Genomic DNA, 17,215 nt, shown 5'->3' on the forward strand with positions numbered 1-17,215 from the left:
ACCATGGACAACCAGGTAGGAGCAGTCATGTCCGCACGATTCAAGTCTAAAGTGGTCATCGTCACCGGCGGGGCGACCGGCATGGGATTGGCCGTCGCCGAGCGCGTCGCGGCCGAGGGCGGGACGGCGGTCATCGCCTCGCTGCGGAAGGACGTCGCCGAGACCGCGGTCGCCTCGATCACCGCGAAGGGCGGCCAGGCGGCGTTCGTGCCGACCGACGTCACCGACGAGGAGCAGGTCGAGCGCCTCATCGCGAGGACAGTGGACGAATTCGGCGGCCTCCACGGCGCCTTCAACAACGCCGGCGGGCTCAATGCCTTCGGCACGGTCACCGAGATCGACGCCAAGGCCTGGGACACCGACATCACCCTGACACTGACCAGTGTGTTCCACGGGCTCAAACACCAGATCCCGGCCATCGCCGCCTCCGGAGGCGGCGCGATCGTCAACAACGCCTCCAACCTCGGGGTCGTCGGCATGGGTACCGTAGCGCCGTATGTGGCCGCGAAGCACGGCGTGGTCGGCCTGACCAAGGCCGCCGCGCTCGAGACCGCGAAGCAGGGCGTGCGGATCAACGCGGTCCTGCCGGGAGGCGTCGACACGCCGCTGTACCGCTCCACGACGGGAGCCACCGAGGAGGGCCGCGAGAAGATCGCGGGGCTCCACCCGATGGGCCGGATCGCCAGGCCCGAGGAGGTGGCCGCGTTCATCTGCCACCTGCTGAGCGACGAGGCCTCGTTCATCACCGGAGCGGCGCTGTCGATCGATGGCGGCTTCACCGCGCAGTAAACGCGTGGCCCGCAGCACGACCACGCTGCGGGCCGAGTTGCCATCTGGGGACGCACCACACGTTCGAAGACTTCGAAGAGGGATTCGAGCGCATGACCGTGCCGAGGGCCGTCCAGCATTCATGGAGCGCGGTCTACGCCTGGGGGAGACCGGCAATGGAAGGTGGGGCGCTGGCGGGAACGGTGTGGCGTTGATGGTTGCACTGCGCTAAAGGCGTCAGCGACGAAGAGGTGAGTGCTCTGTGGAGGCCGGGTTCGCGGACATGCCGGTGGGGTGTGGGTTCGCGTGCGGGCCGGGGCGGTTCCTTGGTTCGCGGTATGGCTTGCGGGGCAGGGTGGTTGGTGGCTGGCGGGCCGGAAACGTGAGTGTTTTCCCACCCTAATGGGTGATGACAAGGACCCTGTGACCTGGGAGAATAGAGGTATAGCACGAACCGGCGGAAACAGCAGGTTCGTACGAGACCTCAATGACCGAGGGAGGTGTCAGATGGCCAAGGCGAGCATGAAGCCCAGCAGGACCGAGCGGACCGAGCGCGCCAAGGTCATCCACACTGATCTCGATGAGGCCGCTTCCCTGATCAACTCCGTGCACGCCGAGGTCCTGCGCCGGGTGATCGAGGCGAAAGCCTGGAACATCCACCGTGACTGCGACGGCTTCTCGGCCCTGCGCGAGTGGCTGGTGTCGACGTTCGACTTCCACCTGCGGGTCGCGGCTGATCTGGCGGCGATTGCCCGCACCGCCGGGAAGTTCACCGTCCTCGCCGAGACCGCCACCTCCGCTGCGGCGCGGATCGACCGGGTCGCCGCGGCCGTGCGGCGTCTGGACGCGACCAAGGTCTTGCGTGTGTACGCCCGGACTCCCTACCGCGAGCCGGTCCCTTCCCCGTTCGACGCGGACATCCTCTGCCCGACCCCCGAGCATCTGATCGCGCAGTACTGCATCCACGCCACCGTCAAAGACGTCCACGCCCAACTCGACGAACTCCAAGCCGCGCTCGACTCCGGTGAGGAGCTGTTGGACGGGCTCGGGCAGCAGTCGTTGCAACGCCTGGATCTGGTGGAGACCGAGAACGGCATGTTCGTCCTCTCCGGGCTCCTGTCTTCGGACACCGGGAAGCTGTTCGCCAAGCTCCTGACCACCGCCGTGCCCCCGCCCCGGCAGGACGAAGTCGACCAGGACGGGTCGCTGCCGCCTGCGGCGAACCGGCGGGCCGAGGCGTTCCACCAGGTGCTCGCGGCCCACGGGGCCGACCCGAACGCGGCCAAGCGGCACGGCCACACCGCCATCCTGCACCTGTCAGTCGACATCGAAACGTTGGCCGGGGAAGACACCGGACGCGTCCCGACCCTCGAAGGCGACCCCATCTCCCTCGGTAAAGCCCGCCTGCTCGCCTGCGAAGGCTTGGTCATCCCCAACGTGTTCAACTACCGCACCGGCGAAGCGATCGAACTCGGCCGGGCACTCCGGCTCCCCAACAGCGCACTGCGCAGGAAGCTGGAACTCGAGCAGCCCGGCGGGTGCGCCTGGAACGGCTGCCGCGCACCGGTCCAGTGGACCGAAGCCCACCACATCGTGCATTGGGCCAACGGCGGCCCGACCGTCGCGGAGAACCTGATCCTGTTGTGCCGGTTCCACCACGGCCGCATCCACACCCCCGGCTGGACCATCACCAAAACCGGACCGGGCAAGGCCCTGATCGTCCACCACGACGGGCACGAGGACACCGACCCCGACCTCACATGCGGGTGCGCCGACTGGCGCACCGACACCGACCTGGATCTGGGCTTCGCCGAGGACATCGCGAACGCCTTCCCCACCGGCCTGTACCCCGAAGAATGGTCCGAGACACTGAAACCCGACCTCGAAGCCGCCGCCGAGCAGGCCGAGACCGAGCAGGTCATGGCCGCCGCGAAAGCCGCCCGCGCCAAACTGCGAGCACGCTTCACCACCCCGACACCCCAACACGCGACCGAACCCGAACCGCCTACAGCACCGGCACCCGAACCGGGGCAGGAACAGAGGCGGGCATACGAGACTGCCACACCATTTGGCGAACCGAGGCGGACTCGCGACCTTGCCAGCGCCATACCGGCACCGGACTACGGACCGCCCCCGTTCTTAGGGTGCCCGCTACGGGAGGCCGTGGCGGGGAAGGCACCTCATAGGTCGCCAGCTCGAAACCGGACACCCGGTTCGAGCCCCTTCCCATGCCCAGGCCCCGAACCGGACCACAGATCACCTCGAATCCGCCGCGCAGCCAGACCCAATCCGACCCGGCACGAGCCCACCGACCACCTCCGCGCCGACCAGCCAACGCCACCCCACCTGCCACAGCTTTTGTCGCTGCCTTGGCGCAGAACGACCATCACACCCGACCGACCCCGCCAACGCCCCCGCTTCCATTGCCGGTCTCAACAGGCCACGGCCGCCTCTCTCACCGGACGGCCATGAGCTGCGCATTCGGCCCGCGCTGCCGGTCACAGATCCTCGAAGGCGACCCCTACGATGCCGGTCTCTCCGGTCAGCGTCGTGGTCAAGTCCACCACCGAGCCTCTCCGGCTCGGCGGCTCTCTCCGCCTGTCGCTGCACGCGGCCAGCGCCGGGAGCGGCGCCGCGGCTAAACTCGTGGATTCGATAAGGCGTCTCATGGATATGTCCCTTCGTACTTGGCCGTAGCTGGGATATATCCATGAGACTGCCTTTTTCGGCCACTGGTTCCTCTTGCGTCCCAACCGTGATGCTCCAGTGAGCAAGCAGGATCGACCGGTGACCGTTTCGCTGCAAGGCGACGGGCAGGACTTTAGCGGGCGCGGTAGCGCTTCGGGAGTTTGAAGCCGTAGTCGCACATGAGCTCTCGCAGCACGTCCGGCCGGTCGGTGATGATGCCGTCCACGCCGGCCTCGATGAGCGAGCGCATGGTGGCCTCGTCGTTGATGGTCCACGGGACGACTTCGATGCCCGAGTCGTGGGCGTGGTCGACCATCTCGGCGGTCACGTACGGCTCGTAGTCGGGATCGTCGACACTGCCGTGCTGCGGGAATCCGTGCACGGGCGAGAACGCCGAGGCGCCGAAGGAGTCGATCGCGGCGATCGGGTCGTCGCCGAAGTCGTCGATGTCGATGCCGCCCAGCCACGGCGAGGCGCCGGGCCGGTCGATCTGGAGGAAGTCGTAGTTGGTGAGCGCGACGAGCGGCAACTCGGGCGCGGTCTCGCCCATGAGCATGAGCGCGCCCCAGTCGAAGCTCTGGATCGTCACCTGGTCGGCGATGTCCGCCGCTTCGATGTCGGCGACGACGGTCTCGACGAAGGCCTCGCGCGGCGCGGTCTCCTCGGGGGCACCGGCCTCCACTTTGGTCTCGATATTGAGGGTGACCTTGCGGGCCTTGTAGGACTGCACGAGGTCGAACACCTCGGACAGCAGCGGCATGCGCTCGCCTGGCACGGCCCGCTGTCCGGGGTGGCTCGGCTGGGTCAGGGTGCCGCAGTCGAGCGTGTGGACCTGTTCGAGGGTGAGGTTCTTGACGTACTTGCCGACATACGGGTACTCGGGGTCGCCGGCGAAGGCCGGTTCGGTGTCGAGGCACTTCGATCCGGAGACGCGCCGGTCGTGGGTGACGACGGCGTGGCCGTCCTCGGTGATCTGGACGTCGAGTTCGAGGGTGCTGACCCCGAGTTCGAGCGCGTTCGCGAAGGCCGGGAGGGTGCTCTCGACGACCAGGCCGAGGCCGCCGCGGTGGGCTTGGAGGTCGAAGTCGCGCTTGTGGCCGTGCCCGAAGGCCGGGGCGGGAAGTGAGACGAGGAGGGCCGCGGCGGCGGTGGCGGCCACGGCGGGGATGAGACGTCGCATGACCCTCAGCCTGGTGGCGGCGCGTTGCGCACCGGTGAATGACACGCGACCGGTGACCGTCGAATCGGTGAGGTCAAAGCGTCCTGACGCGCCGGGTGAGGTCGATGCGGGACTTCCAGTCCTCGGGATCCTCGGAGTACGAGACCTCGACGAGCGAGAGTCCTTGCGGGCCGACGACGTGGACGTCGTTCGCGCGCTCGGTGAGACTCAGGAGCGAGGCCAGCCACGCCGCGTCGCGGTGGCCGTCGCCGACGGCGAGGGCCGCGCCGACGAGGCTGCGGACCATCGAGTGGCAGAACGCGTCGGCGCGCACGGTGGCGACGGCGACGCCTTCGGCGTCGCGCGCCCAGTCGTACTGGAGCAGCTCGCGGATGGTCGTGGCGCCCTCGCGCTGCTTGCAGAAGCCGACGAAGTCGTGCTCGCCGAGCAGCGTCTGGCAGGCGGCGTGCATGTGCTCGACGTCGAGCGGCCGGGGCCAGGCGAGGGTGTCGGCGCGTCGCAGCGGGTTGACGCCCCAGCGGGCGTCGGCGACGCGGTAGACGTAGCGGCGCCAGCGCGCCGCGAAGCGGGCGTTGAACGACGGGTCGACGGCCTCGGCCGCGGTGACGCGCACGTCCGGCGGGAGGATGCCGCGCAGCCGCCACAGGAGCTTCTCGGCGAGCGCCTCCCACTTCGCGGTGGGGACGTCGACGTGGACGACCTGGCCGACGGCGTGGACACCGGCGTCGGTGCGGCCGGCGACGGTGAAGTGCTCGATCTCGCCGAACAGCAGCTCCAAGGCGCGGATCACCTCAGCGGCGACGGTGCGCCGGCCCGGTTGCAGCGCCCAGCCGGAGAACTCGCCGCCGTCGTATGCGACGCCCAGCCGCAGCCTGGTCCTGTGGTCCACGAATGCCTCCAGATACGAAAAACCGCGCGCAAAGCATATGCCCTGCGCGCGGTGATCCGCGCTGCTAGTCGACGAGCTCGATGATCGCCATCGGCGCGTTGTCGCCCTTGCGGTTCCCGGCCTTGATGATCCGGGTGTAGCCGCCTTCGCGCTCGGCGAAGCGGGGGGCGACCTGCTCGAACAGGTCGTGCGTGGCGTCCTTGTTGCGCAGCTTGGCCAGCGCCAGGCGGCGGTGGTGCAGGCTGCCCTTCTTGCCGTACGTGATCAGACGCTCGGCGTAGGGACGCAGGCGACGAGCCTTCGTCAGCGTGGTCGTGATGCTGCCGTGCTCGAACAGCGAGGCCGCGAGGTTGGCCAGCATCAGCTTCTCGTGAGCCGGGGAACCGCCCAGGCGCGGGCCCTTGGAAGGTTTGGGCATTGGTCTTACTCCTCTGGTCTTGGCGCGGCCGGCCGTCTTACGGAACCGACCGCCACTTGGCGGGCAGCGTTAGAGCTGCTCGGTCTCGCGGAGGTCCTCACCGTCGTCTTCGTACTCATCGGCCTCGCCGGGCTCTTCGGACCCGTAGGCCACTGCGGCCTCGGACGGGTCGAAGGTCCCGGGCGAGTCCTTCAGGCTCAGGCCCATGCCGGCGAGCTTCATCTTGACCTCGTCGATCGACTTCTGCCCGAAGTTGCGGATGTCGAGCAGGTCCGCCTCGGTGCGGTTGATGAGTTCGCCGACGGTGTTGACGCCCTCGCGCTTGAGGCAGTTGTAGGACCGGACGGTCATGTCGAGGTCCTCGATCGGCAGGGCCAGATCGGCCGCCAGCTGCTGGTCGGCCGGGCTCGGCCCGACGTCGATGCCCTCGGCTTCGGTGTCGAGCTCGCGGTAGAGCCCGAACAGCTCGACCAGGGTCGAGCCGGCGGACGCCAGCGCGGTGCGCGGCGAGGTCGAGGCCTTGGTCTCGACGTCGACGGTCAGCTTGTCGAAGTCCGTGCGCTGCTCGACGCGGGTGGCGTCGACCGAGTAGGCCACCTTCAGGACCGGCGAGTAGATCGAGTCGACCGGGACGCGGCCGATCTCGTTCGTGTCGGCCTTGTTCTGCGGGGCCGAGACGTAGCCTCGGCCGCGCTCCACCACGAACTCCATGTCCAGGCGGCCCTTCGAGTTCAGGGTCGCGAGCTTGAGTTCGGGGTTGTGGACCTGCACTCCGGCGGGCGGCTGGATGTCTCCGGCGAGGACTTCGCCGGGGCCTTCCTTGCGCAGGTACATGGTGGCCGGCTCGTCGTTCTCCGAGGAGACGCAGATCTGCTTGACGTTCAGCACCAGTTCCACGACGTCTTCCTTGACGCCGGGGATGGTGGAGAACTCGTGGAGCACGCCGTCGATCTTGATCGAGGTGACCGCCGCGCCCGGGATGGACGACAGCAGCGTGCGCCGCAGTGAGTTGCCGAGCGTGTAGCCGAAACCGGGCTCGAGCGGTTCGATGGTGAACTTCGAACGGGTCGGGCTGAGCTGCTGCTCGGAGAGCGTGGGCCGCTGAGTGATAAGCACTTCGGTGTTTTCCTTTGTTCGGGGCGCCCGCTATATGACGCCGCTAACGTTTGGAGCTTGAGGTCGGAGACCTCACGGTGTGGAACCCGGCTAGACGCGGCGGCGCTTCGGCGGGCGGCAGCCGTTGTGCGGCTGCGGAGTGACGTCGTTGATCGAGCCGACCTCGAGACCGACGGCCTGGAGGGAACGGATCGCGGTCTCACGGCCGGAGCCGGGACCTTTGACGTAGACGTCGACCTTGCGCATGCCGTTGTCCATCGCCTTGCGGGCGGCGGCCTCGGCCGCCATCTGCGCGGCGAACGGGGTCGACTTGCGCGAGCCCTTGAAGCCCACCTGGCCCGAGGAGGACCAGGAGACGACCGCACCGGTCGGGTCGGTGATCGACACGATGGTGTTGTTGAAGGTGCTCTTGATGTGGGCGTGCCCGTGGGGCACGTTCTTCTTCTTGGCGCGCGGGTTCTTCGACCCGCCACGAGTCTTCGGAGGCATTAGCGGGCCTTCTTCTTTCCGGCGACGGTCTTCTTCGGGCCCTTGCGGGTCCGAGCGTTGGTCTTGGTGCGCTGACCGTGGACCGGCAGACCGAAGCGGTGACGCAGGCCCTGGTAGCAGCCGATCTCGATCTTGCGGCGGATGTCGGCCTGCACCTCGCGGCGCAGGTCACCCTCGACTTGGTAGTGCTCTTCGATGTGGTCGCGGAGCTTCACCAGTTCGTCGTCGGTGAGATCCTTGACGCGCTTGTCGCGGTCGAGGCCGGTGGCCTCGATCGTCTGCAGCGAGCGCGTGCGGCCGACACCATAGATGTAGGTGAGTGCGATCTCCAGGCGCTTGTCGCGCGGGAGGTCCACTCCAACCAGGCGTGCCATCTAGGCGTTCTCCTTGGCGTGTCGGAGGTCTGACCGCCGCCGTCCCGCCAGGGCGTGATGCCCCTGCCCTCGATGGGCGATGCGAGCCTCGGCCTCCGAGCCGAGGGTTGTGCGCTTGCCCGCGCACTGGCGGCGGTTCCCCATCTCTGAGCGTGGGGCCTTGCTTATAGGCGTGTGAAGATCTAGCCCTGACGCTGCTTGTGACGCGGGTCGGACGAGCAGATGACCATCACTCGTCCGTGCCTGCGGATCACGCGGCAGTTCTTGCAGATCTTCTTGACGCTCGGTTTGACTTTCACGAGTCCTACTTACGTGTAGTCGTCAGGTCAGCGGTAGCGGTAGACAATCCGCCCGCGCGACAGGTCGTACGGCGAGAGTTCGACGACTACGCGGTCCTCGGGGAGGATCCGGATGTAGTTCTGTCGCATCTTGCCGCTGATGTGAGCGAGTACTTTGTGGCCGTTGGTGAGCTCCACCCGGAACATAGCGTTCGGGAGGGACTCGACGACCTTGCCTTCAATCTCGATGGCACCGTCTTTTTTCGGCATGTCCTCCGCTACCGTGACAACTCGGTCCGAACACTCCGTGCCCTTCCGGGCTCGAAGCGACTGGTACACGCCCGGCAACACCGCGGGCCCCGTGCGGGGACCGCTGGCGTTGATCAGGCATGTTTCGCGGCCCAGCCATTGCGAAGCTTGCGAGCAAGGCGTTCGCACTCATGGCGAAGCCTGCGAGCCGTACATTCGCGCTGTGGGGCCGCTAGCGCGACCGCAGTGCGGCCTTCGAGGGCCGCGTGCTGGTCGCACCGGTGCAGTTCGCCGTCAAAGCCTGCGTTCCGTTTCGCCGGAGCGCGGGCGAACTCAAGACAGAACGCACTGCACCGCTGGCTAAGTCTACTCGCGTCGGCGAGGCGGCTACCAGCGGGGAGACCGTGACGGACGGCACTGCCGCGAACACGAGACGGCCCGCCGTTGATGCGGCGGGCCGCTCCGTTGCACGCTTACTTCGAGTAGTACTCGACGACGAGCTGCTCGTCGCAGATCACGGGGATCTGCTTGCGCTCGGGCACCTGGATGAAGCGTGCCACGAGGCCGTCGAGGTGGGACTCGATGTAGGCCGGGGTCTGCTCGCCGGCCCACGCGCCGGCCGCGGCCAGCTGGAACGGCGTCGTCGTGCGGGACTTCTTGCGGACCTGCACGAAGTCGTTCGGCTTGAGCCGGTACGACGGGATGTCGACCTTGCGGCCGTTCACCGTGAAGTGGCCGTGGTTGACGAACTGGCGCGCCTGGTAGATGGTGCGCGCGAAGCCGGCGCGCAGCACGAAGGCGTCGAGGCGGGACTCGAGGAGGCCGACGAGGACCTCACCGGTCTTGCCGGGCTTGCGCACGGCCTCGGCGTAGGCGTTGCGCAGCTGGCGCTCGGAGATGTTGTACTGCGCGCGGAGGCGCTGCTTCTCGACGAGCTGGTTTTTGTAGTCGGATTCCTTCTTGCGGCCGCGGCCGTGCTGCCCCGGAGGGTAGGGACGGCGCTCCATGTACTTGGCGGCCTTCGGCGTCAGGGCGATCCCGAGCGAACGGGAAAGCTTGACCTTCGCCTTTGCTTCCATGCAATCTCCATTAATTCATTACTGCCTCGTTTGAGGCACGACTCGCCTCCGACCTGCGGGGGCGCGAGAGTGAAACACGCTCGAACGGCGTGTCCACGGGATGTACAGCGTGCCTGGCACCCTGGATTCCAGGGTGTCAACCCGGCTAATCTACTCGGCATTCGGCCGAGCATCAACGCCGGGATGCCGCCAGAGTGACCAAGCGCTCTACGAGCTCGCCGTATTCGACCCCGGCCGCGGCGAACGCCTGCGGCACGCCGCTCATCGGGGTGAGGCCCGGCATGGTGTTCACCTCGTTGAGGTAGACGATCCCGTCGGGGGCCAGGAAGCAGTCCACGCGCGCCAGGTCGCGGCATTCCAGCAGCCGGAAGACCTTTTTGGCCAGCGCCTGGGCCTGCTCGGCGACGCCGTCGGGGAAGTCGGGCTCGAGGTTGAACGGCTCGGGGTTGTCGAGGTACTTCGCGTCGAAGTCGAACCAGCCGTCGCTGCCCTGGGCGAGCACCTCGAGCGGGTAGGTGACCTCGAGCTCGCCGTCGAGCGTGGCGAGCACGCCCATCTCGATCTCGCGGACGCCCTCGAAGGCGGCCTCGAAGACGACCTTGTCGTCGACCTCGCGGGCCTTCTGGACGGCATCGGCGAGCGCGGCGCCGGACTTGACCTTGCTGATGCCCAGGCTCGACCCGGCCCGGGCGGGCTTGACGAAGACCGGCAGGCCGAGCTTCTCGATGACGGCATGCGCGTCGAGTTCCTCGCCGGCCTTGAGGACCGCCCACTTGCCCTGCGGGACGCCCTCGGCGTCGAGCAGGCGCTTGGTGAACTCCTTGTCCATGCAGATGGAGCTGGAGAGCACCCCGGAGCCGACGTAGGGCACGCCGGCCATCTCGAACAGGCCCTGGATGGTGCCGTCCTCGCCGAAGGGACCGTGGAGCACCGGGAAGGCGATGTCGGCGGGAGTCTGGTGTCCCGGACCGAGTTCGAGCGCGACGGACTTGCCGGAGTCGGCGGTGACCTCGGGGAGCGAACCGGCCTCCTCGATGGCGAAGGTGGCGTCCCCGGGGAGCTGCACCCAGTCGCCTTCGCGGGTGATGCCGACGGCGGTGACCTCGTAGCCGCGCTCGCGCAGGGCCTCGGCCACCCCGGATCCGGACGAGCAGGACACGGGCTGTTCGACGCTGCGACCGCCGAAGAACACGGCGACGGTTGGCTTAGTCATGGTTTGACCTCAAGGAATCGGTTTCAGGTTTGGTCTCGCGGCCCATGAGCTCGGCGACGGCGGCACGGGGGTCGAGCCCCTCGTGGCAGACGCGCTCGACGGCGTCGCAGATCGGCATCTCGACGCCGACCTTGTGGGCCAGATCGGTGATCGAACGGCAGCTCTTGACGCCCTCGGCGGTCTGCTTGGTGACCCGGGCGGCCTCGTCCAACGTAGCCCCGAGGCCGAGCTGCTCGCCGAAGGTGTGGTTGCGCGACAGCGGCGAGGAGCAGGTCGCGACCAGGTCGCCGAGGCCGGCGAGCCCGGCGAACGTGGTGGGGTCGGCGCCGAGCCGGATGCCGAGGCGGGTCGTCTCGGCCAGGCCGCGGGTGATGATCGTGGCCTTGGTGTTGTCGCCCAGGCCCATCCCGGCGGCCATGCCGTAGGCCAGGGCGATGACGTTCTTGGTGGCGCCGCCGAGCTCGCAGCCGATCACGTCGGTGTTGGTGTACGGCCGGAAGTAGTTGGTGATCACGGCGCGCTGGACGGCGACGGCTCGGTCGTGGTCGGCGCAGGCGACGACGGAGGCGGTCGGCTGCTCCTCGGCGATCTCGCGCGCGAGGTTCGGTCCGGACAGGACGGCGACGTGCTGCTCGTCGACGCCGGCGACCTCGACGATGACCTCGGTCATGCGCGCGGTGGTGCCGAGCTCGATGCCTTTCATGAGGCTCAGCAGCGTCGCGTCGGGGTCGATGAGGCCGGACCAGGCGGCGAGGTTCGGGCGCAGGGTCTGGCTCGGGATGGAGAGCACGACGATGCCGGCGCCGCGCAGGGCCTCGGCGGGGTCGGTGGTGGCCGAGACGCCTTCGGGGAGCGTGATGTCGGGGAAGTAGTCGGGGTTGCGGCGGTGCTCGTTGACGGCCTCGGCGACGCTCGAGCGCCGGGCCCAGAGCGTGACGGGCGTTCCGGCGTCGGCGAGGATCTTGGCGAACACGGTGCCCCACGACCCGGCTCCCATGACGGCTGCTCTCACTCGCTCGGCTCGCTTTCTTCGTCTTCGCGCTGGTTCATGCGACGTTCGCGGACGTCGAACAGGGGCGGTGCCTCCTCGCCGCGGATCTCGGCGACGCCTGCCCGCAGCGTCTCCATGACCCGCTCGGCCACGGCGGCGAGATGCTCGCGGGTGATCTCGGCGCCGCGCCACTGCGACAGGTCGACCGGCGGCCCGGCGACGACGGTGACCGTCTTGCGCCGACCGAGCTTGAACTTGGGTGTGCGCCGGCGGTCGTGGATCGCGAGCGAGCCCCACTGGGCGACCGGGACGACGGGCGCGCCGGACTCCAGGGCGAGGCGTGCGACGCCGGTCTTGCCGCGCATCGGCCAGCGGTCCGGCTCCTTGGTCACCGTGCCTTCGGGGGCCATGACGACGGCGCCGCCCGCCTTGAGGACGTCGAGCGCCTCGCGGAGGGAGTCGGCGGCGTCCTTGCGTCCCCGGTGGACGGGGATCTGGCCGGTGGCCTTGATGATCGGGCCGACCACGGGGATCTCGACGAGGGAGCTCTTGAGCAGGAAGCGCGGGTGGCGCCCGGAGTTGTAGACGAAGTGGGCGACCGGGAGCGGGTCGAAGTCGGAGTAGTGGTTCCACACGAGGATGACCGGGCCGCCGAGCGGGATGTTGCCCATCCCGTCCCACCGGCGCTTGGTGAGGAGTACGAGGGCGCCCTTGACGAGGCCGCCCGCGACGTGGACGAGCCAGGGGAGCCGGTCGCCACCGGATCGCCTGAAGGCGTACCGGGCATCGGCTCGGTCCTCAGTCACCTGCGTGCTCCTCTCGGCGATGCCTGCGAGCGATAAATTCGGCACAGGGTGTGCGATCGTCTGTGTGGAGAGCACTCTATAGCCCGACCTGTCATGGGCGGGAGACGGGAACCGGGCCGTGGGCTCTGACTCAGAGGGCCCCGCCTGGTCAACACGGGGTGTGAGGCCGCCGGTACGGACGGCCGCGCACCGTGGTCGCTGCTCTATTCCTTGGGAGCGCGAACCGCTGCGACGTGCCGGCACCACGGGGCGGCTTGCGCTGACAAACAAATGATGTCATCATAGAGTCAAAATGACATCGACCCTGCCGACGGACTGCGGCAGCCCGGACCTCTAACTCGACCGGAGTGAATGAATATGAACTGGCGTCTCCTCGGATGGCTCGCGGCCCTGTTCGGCGGCGCGATCGTGGCGATCTGGCTCGTGGCCACCGTCGTCGGCTGGATCTTCGCGGGCATCGGCGCGCTCATCAAGATCGCCCTCATCGTCGGCGTCGTGGGCGGTCTGGTGTTCCTCGGCTGGAAGGCCAAGAACGCCATCACCGGCACCGACCGGAAACAGCTCCGCAGGTAGACCGCCTTGCAGGGGACTGTCGCGAACTTCAATGAGGACACCTCCGGCGAGGTCGTCCTCGACTCGGGCCGCCGCGTCGCCTTCGACGCGGCGGCCTTCGCCGTATCCGGGCTCCGCTTCCTGCGGCCCGGCCAGCGCGTCCAACTCGACGCGGACGACACGGGATCGGTCACCGCGATCCGCATGCTCACCATGCATCCGTAAGGGTGTGGTGGTACCCGTTCGTGGCCGCGCACCAGTACCGTATGAGGCGTGAGCAGGACACGGAAGCGGGTGGCCGCGGCCGGGGGCGTGCTGTGGCGCACCGGCGCGCGGGGGCGCATCGAAGTGGTCGCCGTGTGGCGGCCGAAGGTCGGCAACTGGTCGCTGCCCAAGGGCAAGCTCGACGAGGGCGAGCACCCCTTGACGGCCGCGTGCCGGGAGGTCGAGGAGGAGACCGGCGTGCCGGTCATTCCGCAGATGTGGCTGTGCCGGGCGGCTTACGTGCTGCCCAACCCCACCGGCGACGTGTACAAGACCGTGGACTTCTGGTCGATGCGCACCGAGAAGCCCGACGCGGCGTTCGTGGCCGACGAGGAGATCGGGGAGCGGCGCTGGATGGCGCTGGCCGAGGCGCGCGAGCGGCTCGACCGGCCGCGGGACCAGCAGGCGCTCAAGGCGTTCTCGGCGATGCCGGCGGTCAGCTCCACGATCCTGCTGGTCGCGCCGGCGGAGATGGAGCGGGCCTTCGACGGTCCGGACGTGGCCCGCCCGCTGAGCGCCGCCGGCCGCGAGCAGGCGGTGCGGCTGGCCGCCCTCGCGGCGCTGTACCAGCCCGAGCGGGCCTTGAGCGCCACCGGCAGGGCGAGCGTGCAGACGCTCGAACCCGTGGCGACAGCGGTGCGCTGCGGCCTGACCGGCGACTCGGTGTTCGACGCCGACGCGCACGGGCGCAACCCCGAGCGTTCGAGCACGCGGCTGCGGGAGCTGGCCGCGGCCGGGGGGTGCGCGATCGTGTGCGCCGAGCCGGAGGTCGTCAGCGACACGGTGGCGATCCTGGCCGACGAGGACGATCTGGCGGCAGCCGACGTGTCGACGCGCGCGGGCGAGGGCTGGGTCCTCTCGCTGGCCGGGCAGCGGCTCATCGGCATCGAGCGCCTCTGACGCCGTTCGCGGTACCGTTGCCCGCTCCGCGAACTCACAGCTCGAGGTCGTCGCAGCGGCGATTGCGCCAGGAGCCGTAGATTGGTGGAGCAACCGCATTCAAGGAGGTACCCGTGCCCTACTCCCCCGATGGAGCGGCGGCCCCCGCGCTCACCAACTGGGCGGGCAATATCGCGTTCGACCCCGAGCGCTTCGAGCCCGTCGCGAGCCTCGACCAGGCCCGGGAGGTCGTGGCCGCCGCATCGCGCCTGCGCGTGCTCGGCTCGGGCCACTCGTTCAACACGATCGCCGACTCCAAGGCCGTCCTGCTGTCCCTCAGCGGCATCGAGCCGGAGGTGGCGATCGACGCCGAGGCGAAGCTGGTGCGGGCCTCCGCTTGGATCACGTACGCCCGGCTCGGGCAGGCGGTCCACGAGGCCGGGTTCGCGCTGCACAATTTCGCCTCGCTCCCCCACATCTCGGTGGCCGGCTCGATCGCGACCGGCACGCACGGATCGGGGAACCGCAACGGGAACCTCGGGACCACGGTGGCGGCCTTGGAGTTCATCGGGCCCGACGGGCAGACGCGCACCGTCAGGCGGGGCGAGCCGGACTTCGACGGCTCGGTGGTCCACCTGGGGGCCTTGGGCGTGGTCACGGCCGTGACGCTGGACCTGCTGCCGTCCTACCAGATGCGCCAGTACGTCTACGACCGTCTGCCGTTCGACGCGGCCGTCGCCAACCTCGACGAGTTGACCTCGTCGGCGTACAGCACGAGCATGTTCACCGTCTGGGGCGCCGATCCGTCGTTCGACCTGTGGGTCAAGGAACGCGTGTCGGATCAGACGCAGCCGTTCCCGGCGCCGAATCGGTTCGGCGCCTCGCTCGCCGACGGGCCGCGGCACCCGATCCCGGGCGTCGACCCCGCGGCGTCGACCGAGCAGCAGGGCAGGACCGGCCCGGCGCACGAGCGCCTGCCGCACTTCCGCCCCGAGTTCACGCCGAGCACCGGCGCGGAGTTGCAGTCGGAGTACCTGGTCGATCGATCGGACGGGCCGGCCGCCCTGGAGGCGCTGCGCGGCATTTCGGAGCGGCTCGCATCGGTGGTCCAGGTGTGCGAGGTGCGCACGATGGCGGGCGATGATCTGTGGTTGTCGCCCGCGTACGGACGGGACACTGTGGCCTTCCACTTCACGTGGGTGAGCGACTATGAATCGGTTCAGCCGGTGATGGGATTGGTGGAGGAAGCACTCAACCGCTTCGATGCGCGGCCCCATTGGGGGAAATTGTTCACGATTCCCATTCCCGAAGTCCGTTCGTACTATCCCCGAATGGGTGAGTTCCAAAAACTGCGCGATCGCGTCGATCCAGATGAGAAGTTCGCGAACGACTTCTGCGCGGAAGTGCTCGGGGGAAGCGATCGATTACGCGTAGTGCCGGTCTATCCGGGCGGCGCATGAGGGCGGACATAGCCGAGGGCATTCAGGTGGATCCTGAATGCCCTCTGTCCCCGTGCGAGTGCAATATCGATGCTTCGCGGAGACCCGGGATCATCGCCGGGCCGTAGGTCTTCAGCGGCGCCCGCGCTTGGGCGTGGACTTGCCGGCCGACGCCTTCTTGGCGGCGGTCTTCTTGGCGGTGCTCTTGGTGGCCGCCGTCTTGCGCGTCGCCTTCTTGGCGTTGGCCTTCTTCGCCGCGGTCTTCTTCGTGGCTCCGACCCGGCCCGTTGCCATCGAGCGCGTGCCGGCGCCGGCGGCCCGCGTGGTCTTCTTGGCGGCCTTCTTCGCGGTCTTCTTGGCCGCCGTCTTCTTCGCGGGCGACGCGGACGTCTTCTTCGCACCGCCGAGTCTGGGAAGCTTCCGCTTTCCAGTCACCAGTTCTTTGAAGCCAGTACCGGGGCGGAAGGCCGGAATTACGGTCTTCTTGACCCGTACGGCTTCACCAGTGCGCGGGTTGCGGGCCATACGCGCGGCACGCTGGCGCTTCTCGAAGACACCGAATCCGGCGAAGGAGACCTTCTCCCCTTTCACCACCGCCCGCTGTATCTCGTCGATCGCCACATCCACGACTTCCTTCGCGGCCTGACGGTCGCCCGTGCGGGCGGCTATCCGATCTACGAACTCTGCCTTGTTCACGAGTCCTTCCCTCCCGATAAGGTTGTCTAGCTAAACCAGCCGTTAAGCGCACGGTATGACGTTTCGAAAGCGAACGCAACTGTTTCGAGGAAAAAACCCCTTGTGTCGCAGGGCTTTTTTATTTGGACGCCCGAAATCGATGCCCGCAACACCGTTGGGGCGGGCCAAAACACGTCTGGAGCCGGTGGGCGGACCACCGGCTCCAGACGTGCGGTATTCGATTCTCGGCGCGCTGTGCGCTAGGCGGCGCTCGGCAGAGTCCTAGGCCGCCAAGCCTCCCGGTCCGATTCGAAGGCCGCGATCCGGTCCTCGTCCCGGAGGGTCAGCGCGACGTCGTCGAGGCCCTCCATCAGGCGCCAGCGGGCGAAATCGTCGAACTCGAAGGCCCAGCTCTCGCCCCCCGCACGGACTTCGCGACCTGCCAGGTCGACGGTCACCTCGAGCGTGGGATCGGCCTCGACCGCATCCCAGAGCGCCTCGACGGCCTCGGTCGGCAGCTCCACTGTCAACAGACCGTTCTTGAGCGAATTGCCGCGGAAGATGTCGCCGTATCGGGGCGCGATGACGGCCTTGAAACCGAAGTCCTTCAGCGCCCAGACCGCGTGCTCGCGGCTGGAGCCGGTGCCGAACTCGGTTCCCGCGACGAGGATCGTGGCGCCCTGGTAGGCGTCCTGGTTCAGCACGAAATCGGCGTCGTCGCGCCACTCGGCGAACAGGCCGTCCTCGAAACCGGTCTTGGTGACCCGCTTGAGGTAGACGGCGGGGATGATCTGGTCCGTGTCGACGTTGGAACGCCGCAGCGGAGCCGCGGTTCCGGTGTGCGTCGTGACTTTCTCCATGTCCCTGT

At 68.3% G+C, this 17,215-nt stretch carries 19 protein-coding genes and 1 pseudogene; 6 read left to right on the plus strand and 14 right to left on the minus strand.

From position 1 onward, the window contains the following. Positions 1 to 27: 27 nt before the first annotated feature. Together ACYVK3_RS01425 and ACYVK3_RS01430 are read left to right on the plus strand one after the other, a co-directional pair. Positions 28 to 789: an SDR family NAD(P)-dependent oxidoreductase gene (locus ACYVK3_RS01425; RefSeq protein WP_460495456.1), complete on the plus strand. Its 762-nt coding sequence runs from the start codon at positions 28 to 30 to the stop codon at positions 787 to 789. A 486-nt stretch (positions 790 to 1,275) separates the two neighbouring features. Beyond that, positions 1,276 to 3,240 carry an HNH endonuclease signature motif containing protein gene (locus tag ACYVK3_RS01430; protein WP_460495457.1) on the plus strand — a complete coding sequence of 655 codons (1,965 nt, stop codon included), beginning with the start codon at positions 1,276 to 1,278 and terminating at the stop codon, positions 3,238 to 3,240. A gap of 349 nt (positions 3,241 to 3,589) precedes the next feature. Here ACYVK3_RS01430 and ACYVK3_RS01435 read toward each other — a convergent pair whose 3' ends face one another. The 12 genes and pseudogenes from ACYVK3_RS01435 to ACYVK3_RS01490 form a co-directional block, all read right to left on the minus strand. Beyond that, positions 3,590 to 4,636 (minus strand): PI-PLC domain-containing protein, encoded by a 1,047-nt coding sequence (locus ACYVK3_RS01435; RefSeq protein ID WP_460495458.1) that lies wholly within the window; start codon positions 4,634 to 4,636, stop codon positions 3,590 to 3,592. A gap of 73 nt (positions 4,637 to 4,709) precedes the next feature. Continuing rightward, the gene (truA, locus tag ACYVK3_RS01440; RefSeq protein WP_460495459.1) at positions 4,710 to 5,525 is read right to left on the minus strand and encodes a tRNA pseudouridine synthase A; all 816 of its coding nucleotides are present in this window, start codon (positions 5,523 to 5,525) and stop codon (positions 4,710 to 4,712) included. 70 nt (positions 5,526 to 5,595) lie between these two features. Next, positions 5,596 to 5,943: pseudogene (gene rplQ, locus ACYVK3_RS01445) on the minus strand (50S ribosomal protein L17); the annotation flags it as partial. A gap of 69 nt (positions 5,944 to 6,012) precedes the next feature. Beyond that, positions 6,013 to 7,059 (minus strand): DNA-directed RNA polymerase subunit alpha, encoded by a 1,047-nt coding sequence (locus ACYVK3_RS01450; RefSeq protein WP_460495460.1) that lies wholly within the window; start codon positions 7,057 to 7,059, stop codon positions 6,013 to 6,015. A gap of 90 nt (positions 7,060 to 7,149) precedes the next feature. Then, positions 7,150 to 7,548, minus strand: coding sequence for a small ribosomal subunit protein uS11 (gene rpsK, locus ACYVK3_RS01455; RefSeq protein ID WP_460495461.1), 399 nt, complete (start codon positions 7,546 to 7,548; stop codon positions 7,150 to 7,152). Next, complete coding sequence (rpsM, locus tag ACYVK3_RS01460; protein ID WP_460495462.1) at positions 7,548 to 7,922, minus strand: 30S ribosomal protein S13; 375 nt, start codon at positions 7,920 to 7,922, stop codon at positions 7,548 to 7,550. Before rpsM ends, rpsK begins: the two co-directional genes overlap by 1 nt. A gap of 182 nt (positions 7,923 to 8,104) precedes the next feature. Further along, a complete protein-coding gene (rpmJ, locus tag ACYVK3_RS01465; RefSeq protein WP_081687242.1) occupies positions 8,105 to 8,221 on the minus strand; it encodes a 50S ribosomal protein L36 in 117 nt (38 codons plus the stop codon). A 27-nt stretch (positions 8,222 to 8,248) separates the two neighbouring features. Next, a complete protein-coding gene (gene infA / locus ACYVK3_RS01470) occupies positions 8,249 to 8,470 on the minus strand; it encodes a translation initiation factor IF-1 (RefSeq protein WP_026929479.1) in 222 nt (73 codons plus the stop codon). Positions 8,471 to 8,922: 452 nt separating this feature from the next. After that, positions 8,923 to 9,528, minus strand: a complete 606-nt coding sequence (rpsD, locus tag ACYVK3_RS01475) for a 30S ribosomal protein S4 (RefSeq protein ID WP_460495463.1) — start codon at positions 9,526 to 9,528, stop codon at positions 8,923 to 8,925. A 172-nt stretch (positions 9,529 to 9,700) separates the two neighbouring features. Next, positions 9,701 to 10,741 carry a D-alanine--D-alanine ligase family protein gene (locus ACYVK3_RS01480; RefSeq protein ID WP_460495464.1) on the minus strand — a complete coding sequence of 347 codons (1,041 nt, stop codon included), beginning with the start codon at positions 10,739 to 10,741 and terminating at the stop codon, positions 9,701 to 9,703. Next, positions 10,734 to 11,738, minus strand: a complete 1,005-nt coding sequence (locus tag ACYVK3_RS01485) for an NAD(P)H-dependent glycerol-3-phosphate dehydrogenase (protein ID WP_460495604.1) — start codon at positions 11,736 to 11,738, stop codon at positions 10,734 to 10,736. Before ACYVK3_RS01485 ends, ACYVK3_RS01480 begins: the two co-directional genes overlap by 8 nt. Positions 11,739 to 11,749: 11 nt before the next feature. Continuing rightward, positions 11,750 to 12,538, minus strand: coding sequence for a lysophospholipid acyltransferase family protein (locus ACYVK3_RS01490; protein ID WP_460495465.1), 789 nt, complete (start codon positions 12,536 to 12,538; stop codon positions 11,750 to 11,752). Positions 12,539 to 12,895: 357 nt separating this feature from the next. Here ACYVK3_RS01490 and ACYVK3_RS01495 point away from each other — a divergent pair, with 357 nt between their 5' ends. The 4 genes from ACYVK3_RS01495 (at position 12,896) to ACYVK3_RS01510 (ending at position 15,693) form a co-directional block, all read left to right on the plus strand. Beyond that, positions 12,896 to 13,111 carry a hypothetical protein gene (locus ACYVK3_RS01495; RefSeq protein WP_460495466.1) on the plus strand — a complete coding sequence of 72 codons (216 nt, stop codon included), beginning with the start codon at positions 12,896 to 12,898 and terminating at the stop codon, positions 13,109 to 13,111. A 6-nt stretch (positions 13,112 to 13,117) separates the two neighbouring features. Next, a complete protein-coding gene (locus tag ACYVK3_RS01500; RefSeq protein WP_460495467.1) occupies positions 13,118 to 13,315 on the plus strand; it encodes a hypothetical protein in 198 nt (65 codons plus the stop codon). Between the two features lie 48 nt (positions 13,316 to 13,363). Further along, complete coding sequence (locus ACYVK3_RS01505) at positions 13,364 to 14,254, plus strand: NUDIX domain-containing protein (RefSeq protein ID WP_460495468.1); 891 nt, start codon at positions 13,364 to 13,366, stop codon at positions 14,252 to 14,254. Between the two features lie 113 nt (positions 14,255 to 14,367). Beyond that, positions 14,368 to 15,693, plus strand: a complete 1,326-nt coding sequence (locus tag ACYVK3_RS01510) for an FAD-binding oxidoreductase (RefSeq protein WP_460495469.1) — start codon at positions 14,368 to 14,370, stop codon at positions 15,691 to 15,693. 111 nt (positions 15,694 to 15,804) lie between these two features. Here the strand turns inward: ACYVK3_RS01510 and ACYVK3_RS01515 are convergent, their stop codons facing one another. Together ACYVK3_RS01515 and leuD are read right to left on the minus strand one after the other, a co-directional pair. Beyond that, a complete protein-coding gene (locus tag ACYVK3_RS01515) occupies positions 15,805 to 16,368 on the minus strand; it encodes an HU family DNA-binding protein (RefSeq protein WP_460495470.1) in 564 nt (187 codons plus the stop codon). A 239-nt stretch (positions 16,369 to 16,607) separates the two neighbouring features. Then, a complete protein-coding gene (gene leuD / locus ACYVK3_RS01520; RefSeq protein WP_460495471.1) occupies positions 16,608 to 17,207 on the minus strand; it encodes a 3-isopropylmalate dehydratase small subunit in 600 nt (199 codons plus the stop codon). Positions 17,208 to 17,215: the final 8 nt, after the last annotated feature.

It is taken from the genome of Glycomyces tarimensis (assembly GCF_054776215.1).

Coding starts and splice junctions, on each gene's coding strand:
- ACYVK3_RS01485 (WP_460495604.1), bottom strand. CDS start 11,738: ATGGGAGCCGGGTCGTGGGGCACCGTGTTCGCCAAGATCCTCGCCGAC.
- rpsM (WP_460495462.1), bottom strand. CDS start 7,922: ATGGCACGCCTGGTTGGAGTGGACCTCCCGCGCGACAAGCGCCTGGAG.
- ACYVK3_RS01495 (WP_460495466.1), top strand. CDS start 12,896: ATGAACTGGCGTCTCCTCGGATGGCTCGCGGCCCTGTTCGGCGGCGCG.
- rpsK (WP_460495461.1), bottom strand. CDS start 7,548: ATGCCTCCGAAGACTCGTGGCGGGTCGAAGAACCCGCGCGCCAAGAAG.
- ACYVK3_RS01425 (WP_460495456.1), top strand. CDS start 28: ATGTCCGCACGATTCAAGTCTAAAGTGGTCATCGTCACCGGCGGGGCG.
- leuD (WP_460495471.1), bottom strand. CDS start 17,207: ATGGAGAAAGTCACGACGCACACCGGAACCGCGGCTCCGCTGCGGCGT.
- ACYVK3_RS01480 (WP_460495464.1), bottom strand. CDS start 10,741: ATGACTAAGCCAACCGTCGCCGTGTTCTTCGGCGGTCGCAGCGTCGAA.
- rpsD (WP_460495463.1), bottom strand. CDS start 9,528: ATGGAAGCAAAGGCGAAGGTCAAGCTTTCCCGTTCGCTCGGGATCGCC.
- infA (WP_026929479.1), bottom strand. CDS start 8,470: ATGCCGAAAAAAGACGGTGCCATCGAGATTGAAGGCAAGGTCGTCGAG.
- ACYVK3_RS01430 (WP_460495457.1), top strand. CDS start 1,276: ATGGCCAAGGCGAGCATGAAGCCCAGCAGGACCGAGCGGACCGAGCGC.
- ACYVK3_RS01435 (WP_460495458.1), bottom strand. CDS start 4,636: ATGCGACGTCTCATCCCCGCCGTGGCCGCCACCGCCGCCGCGGCCCTC.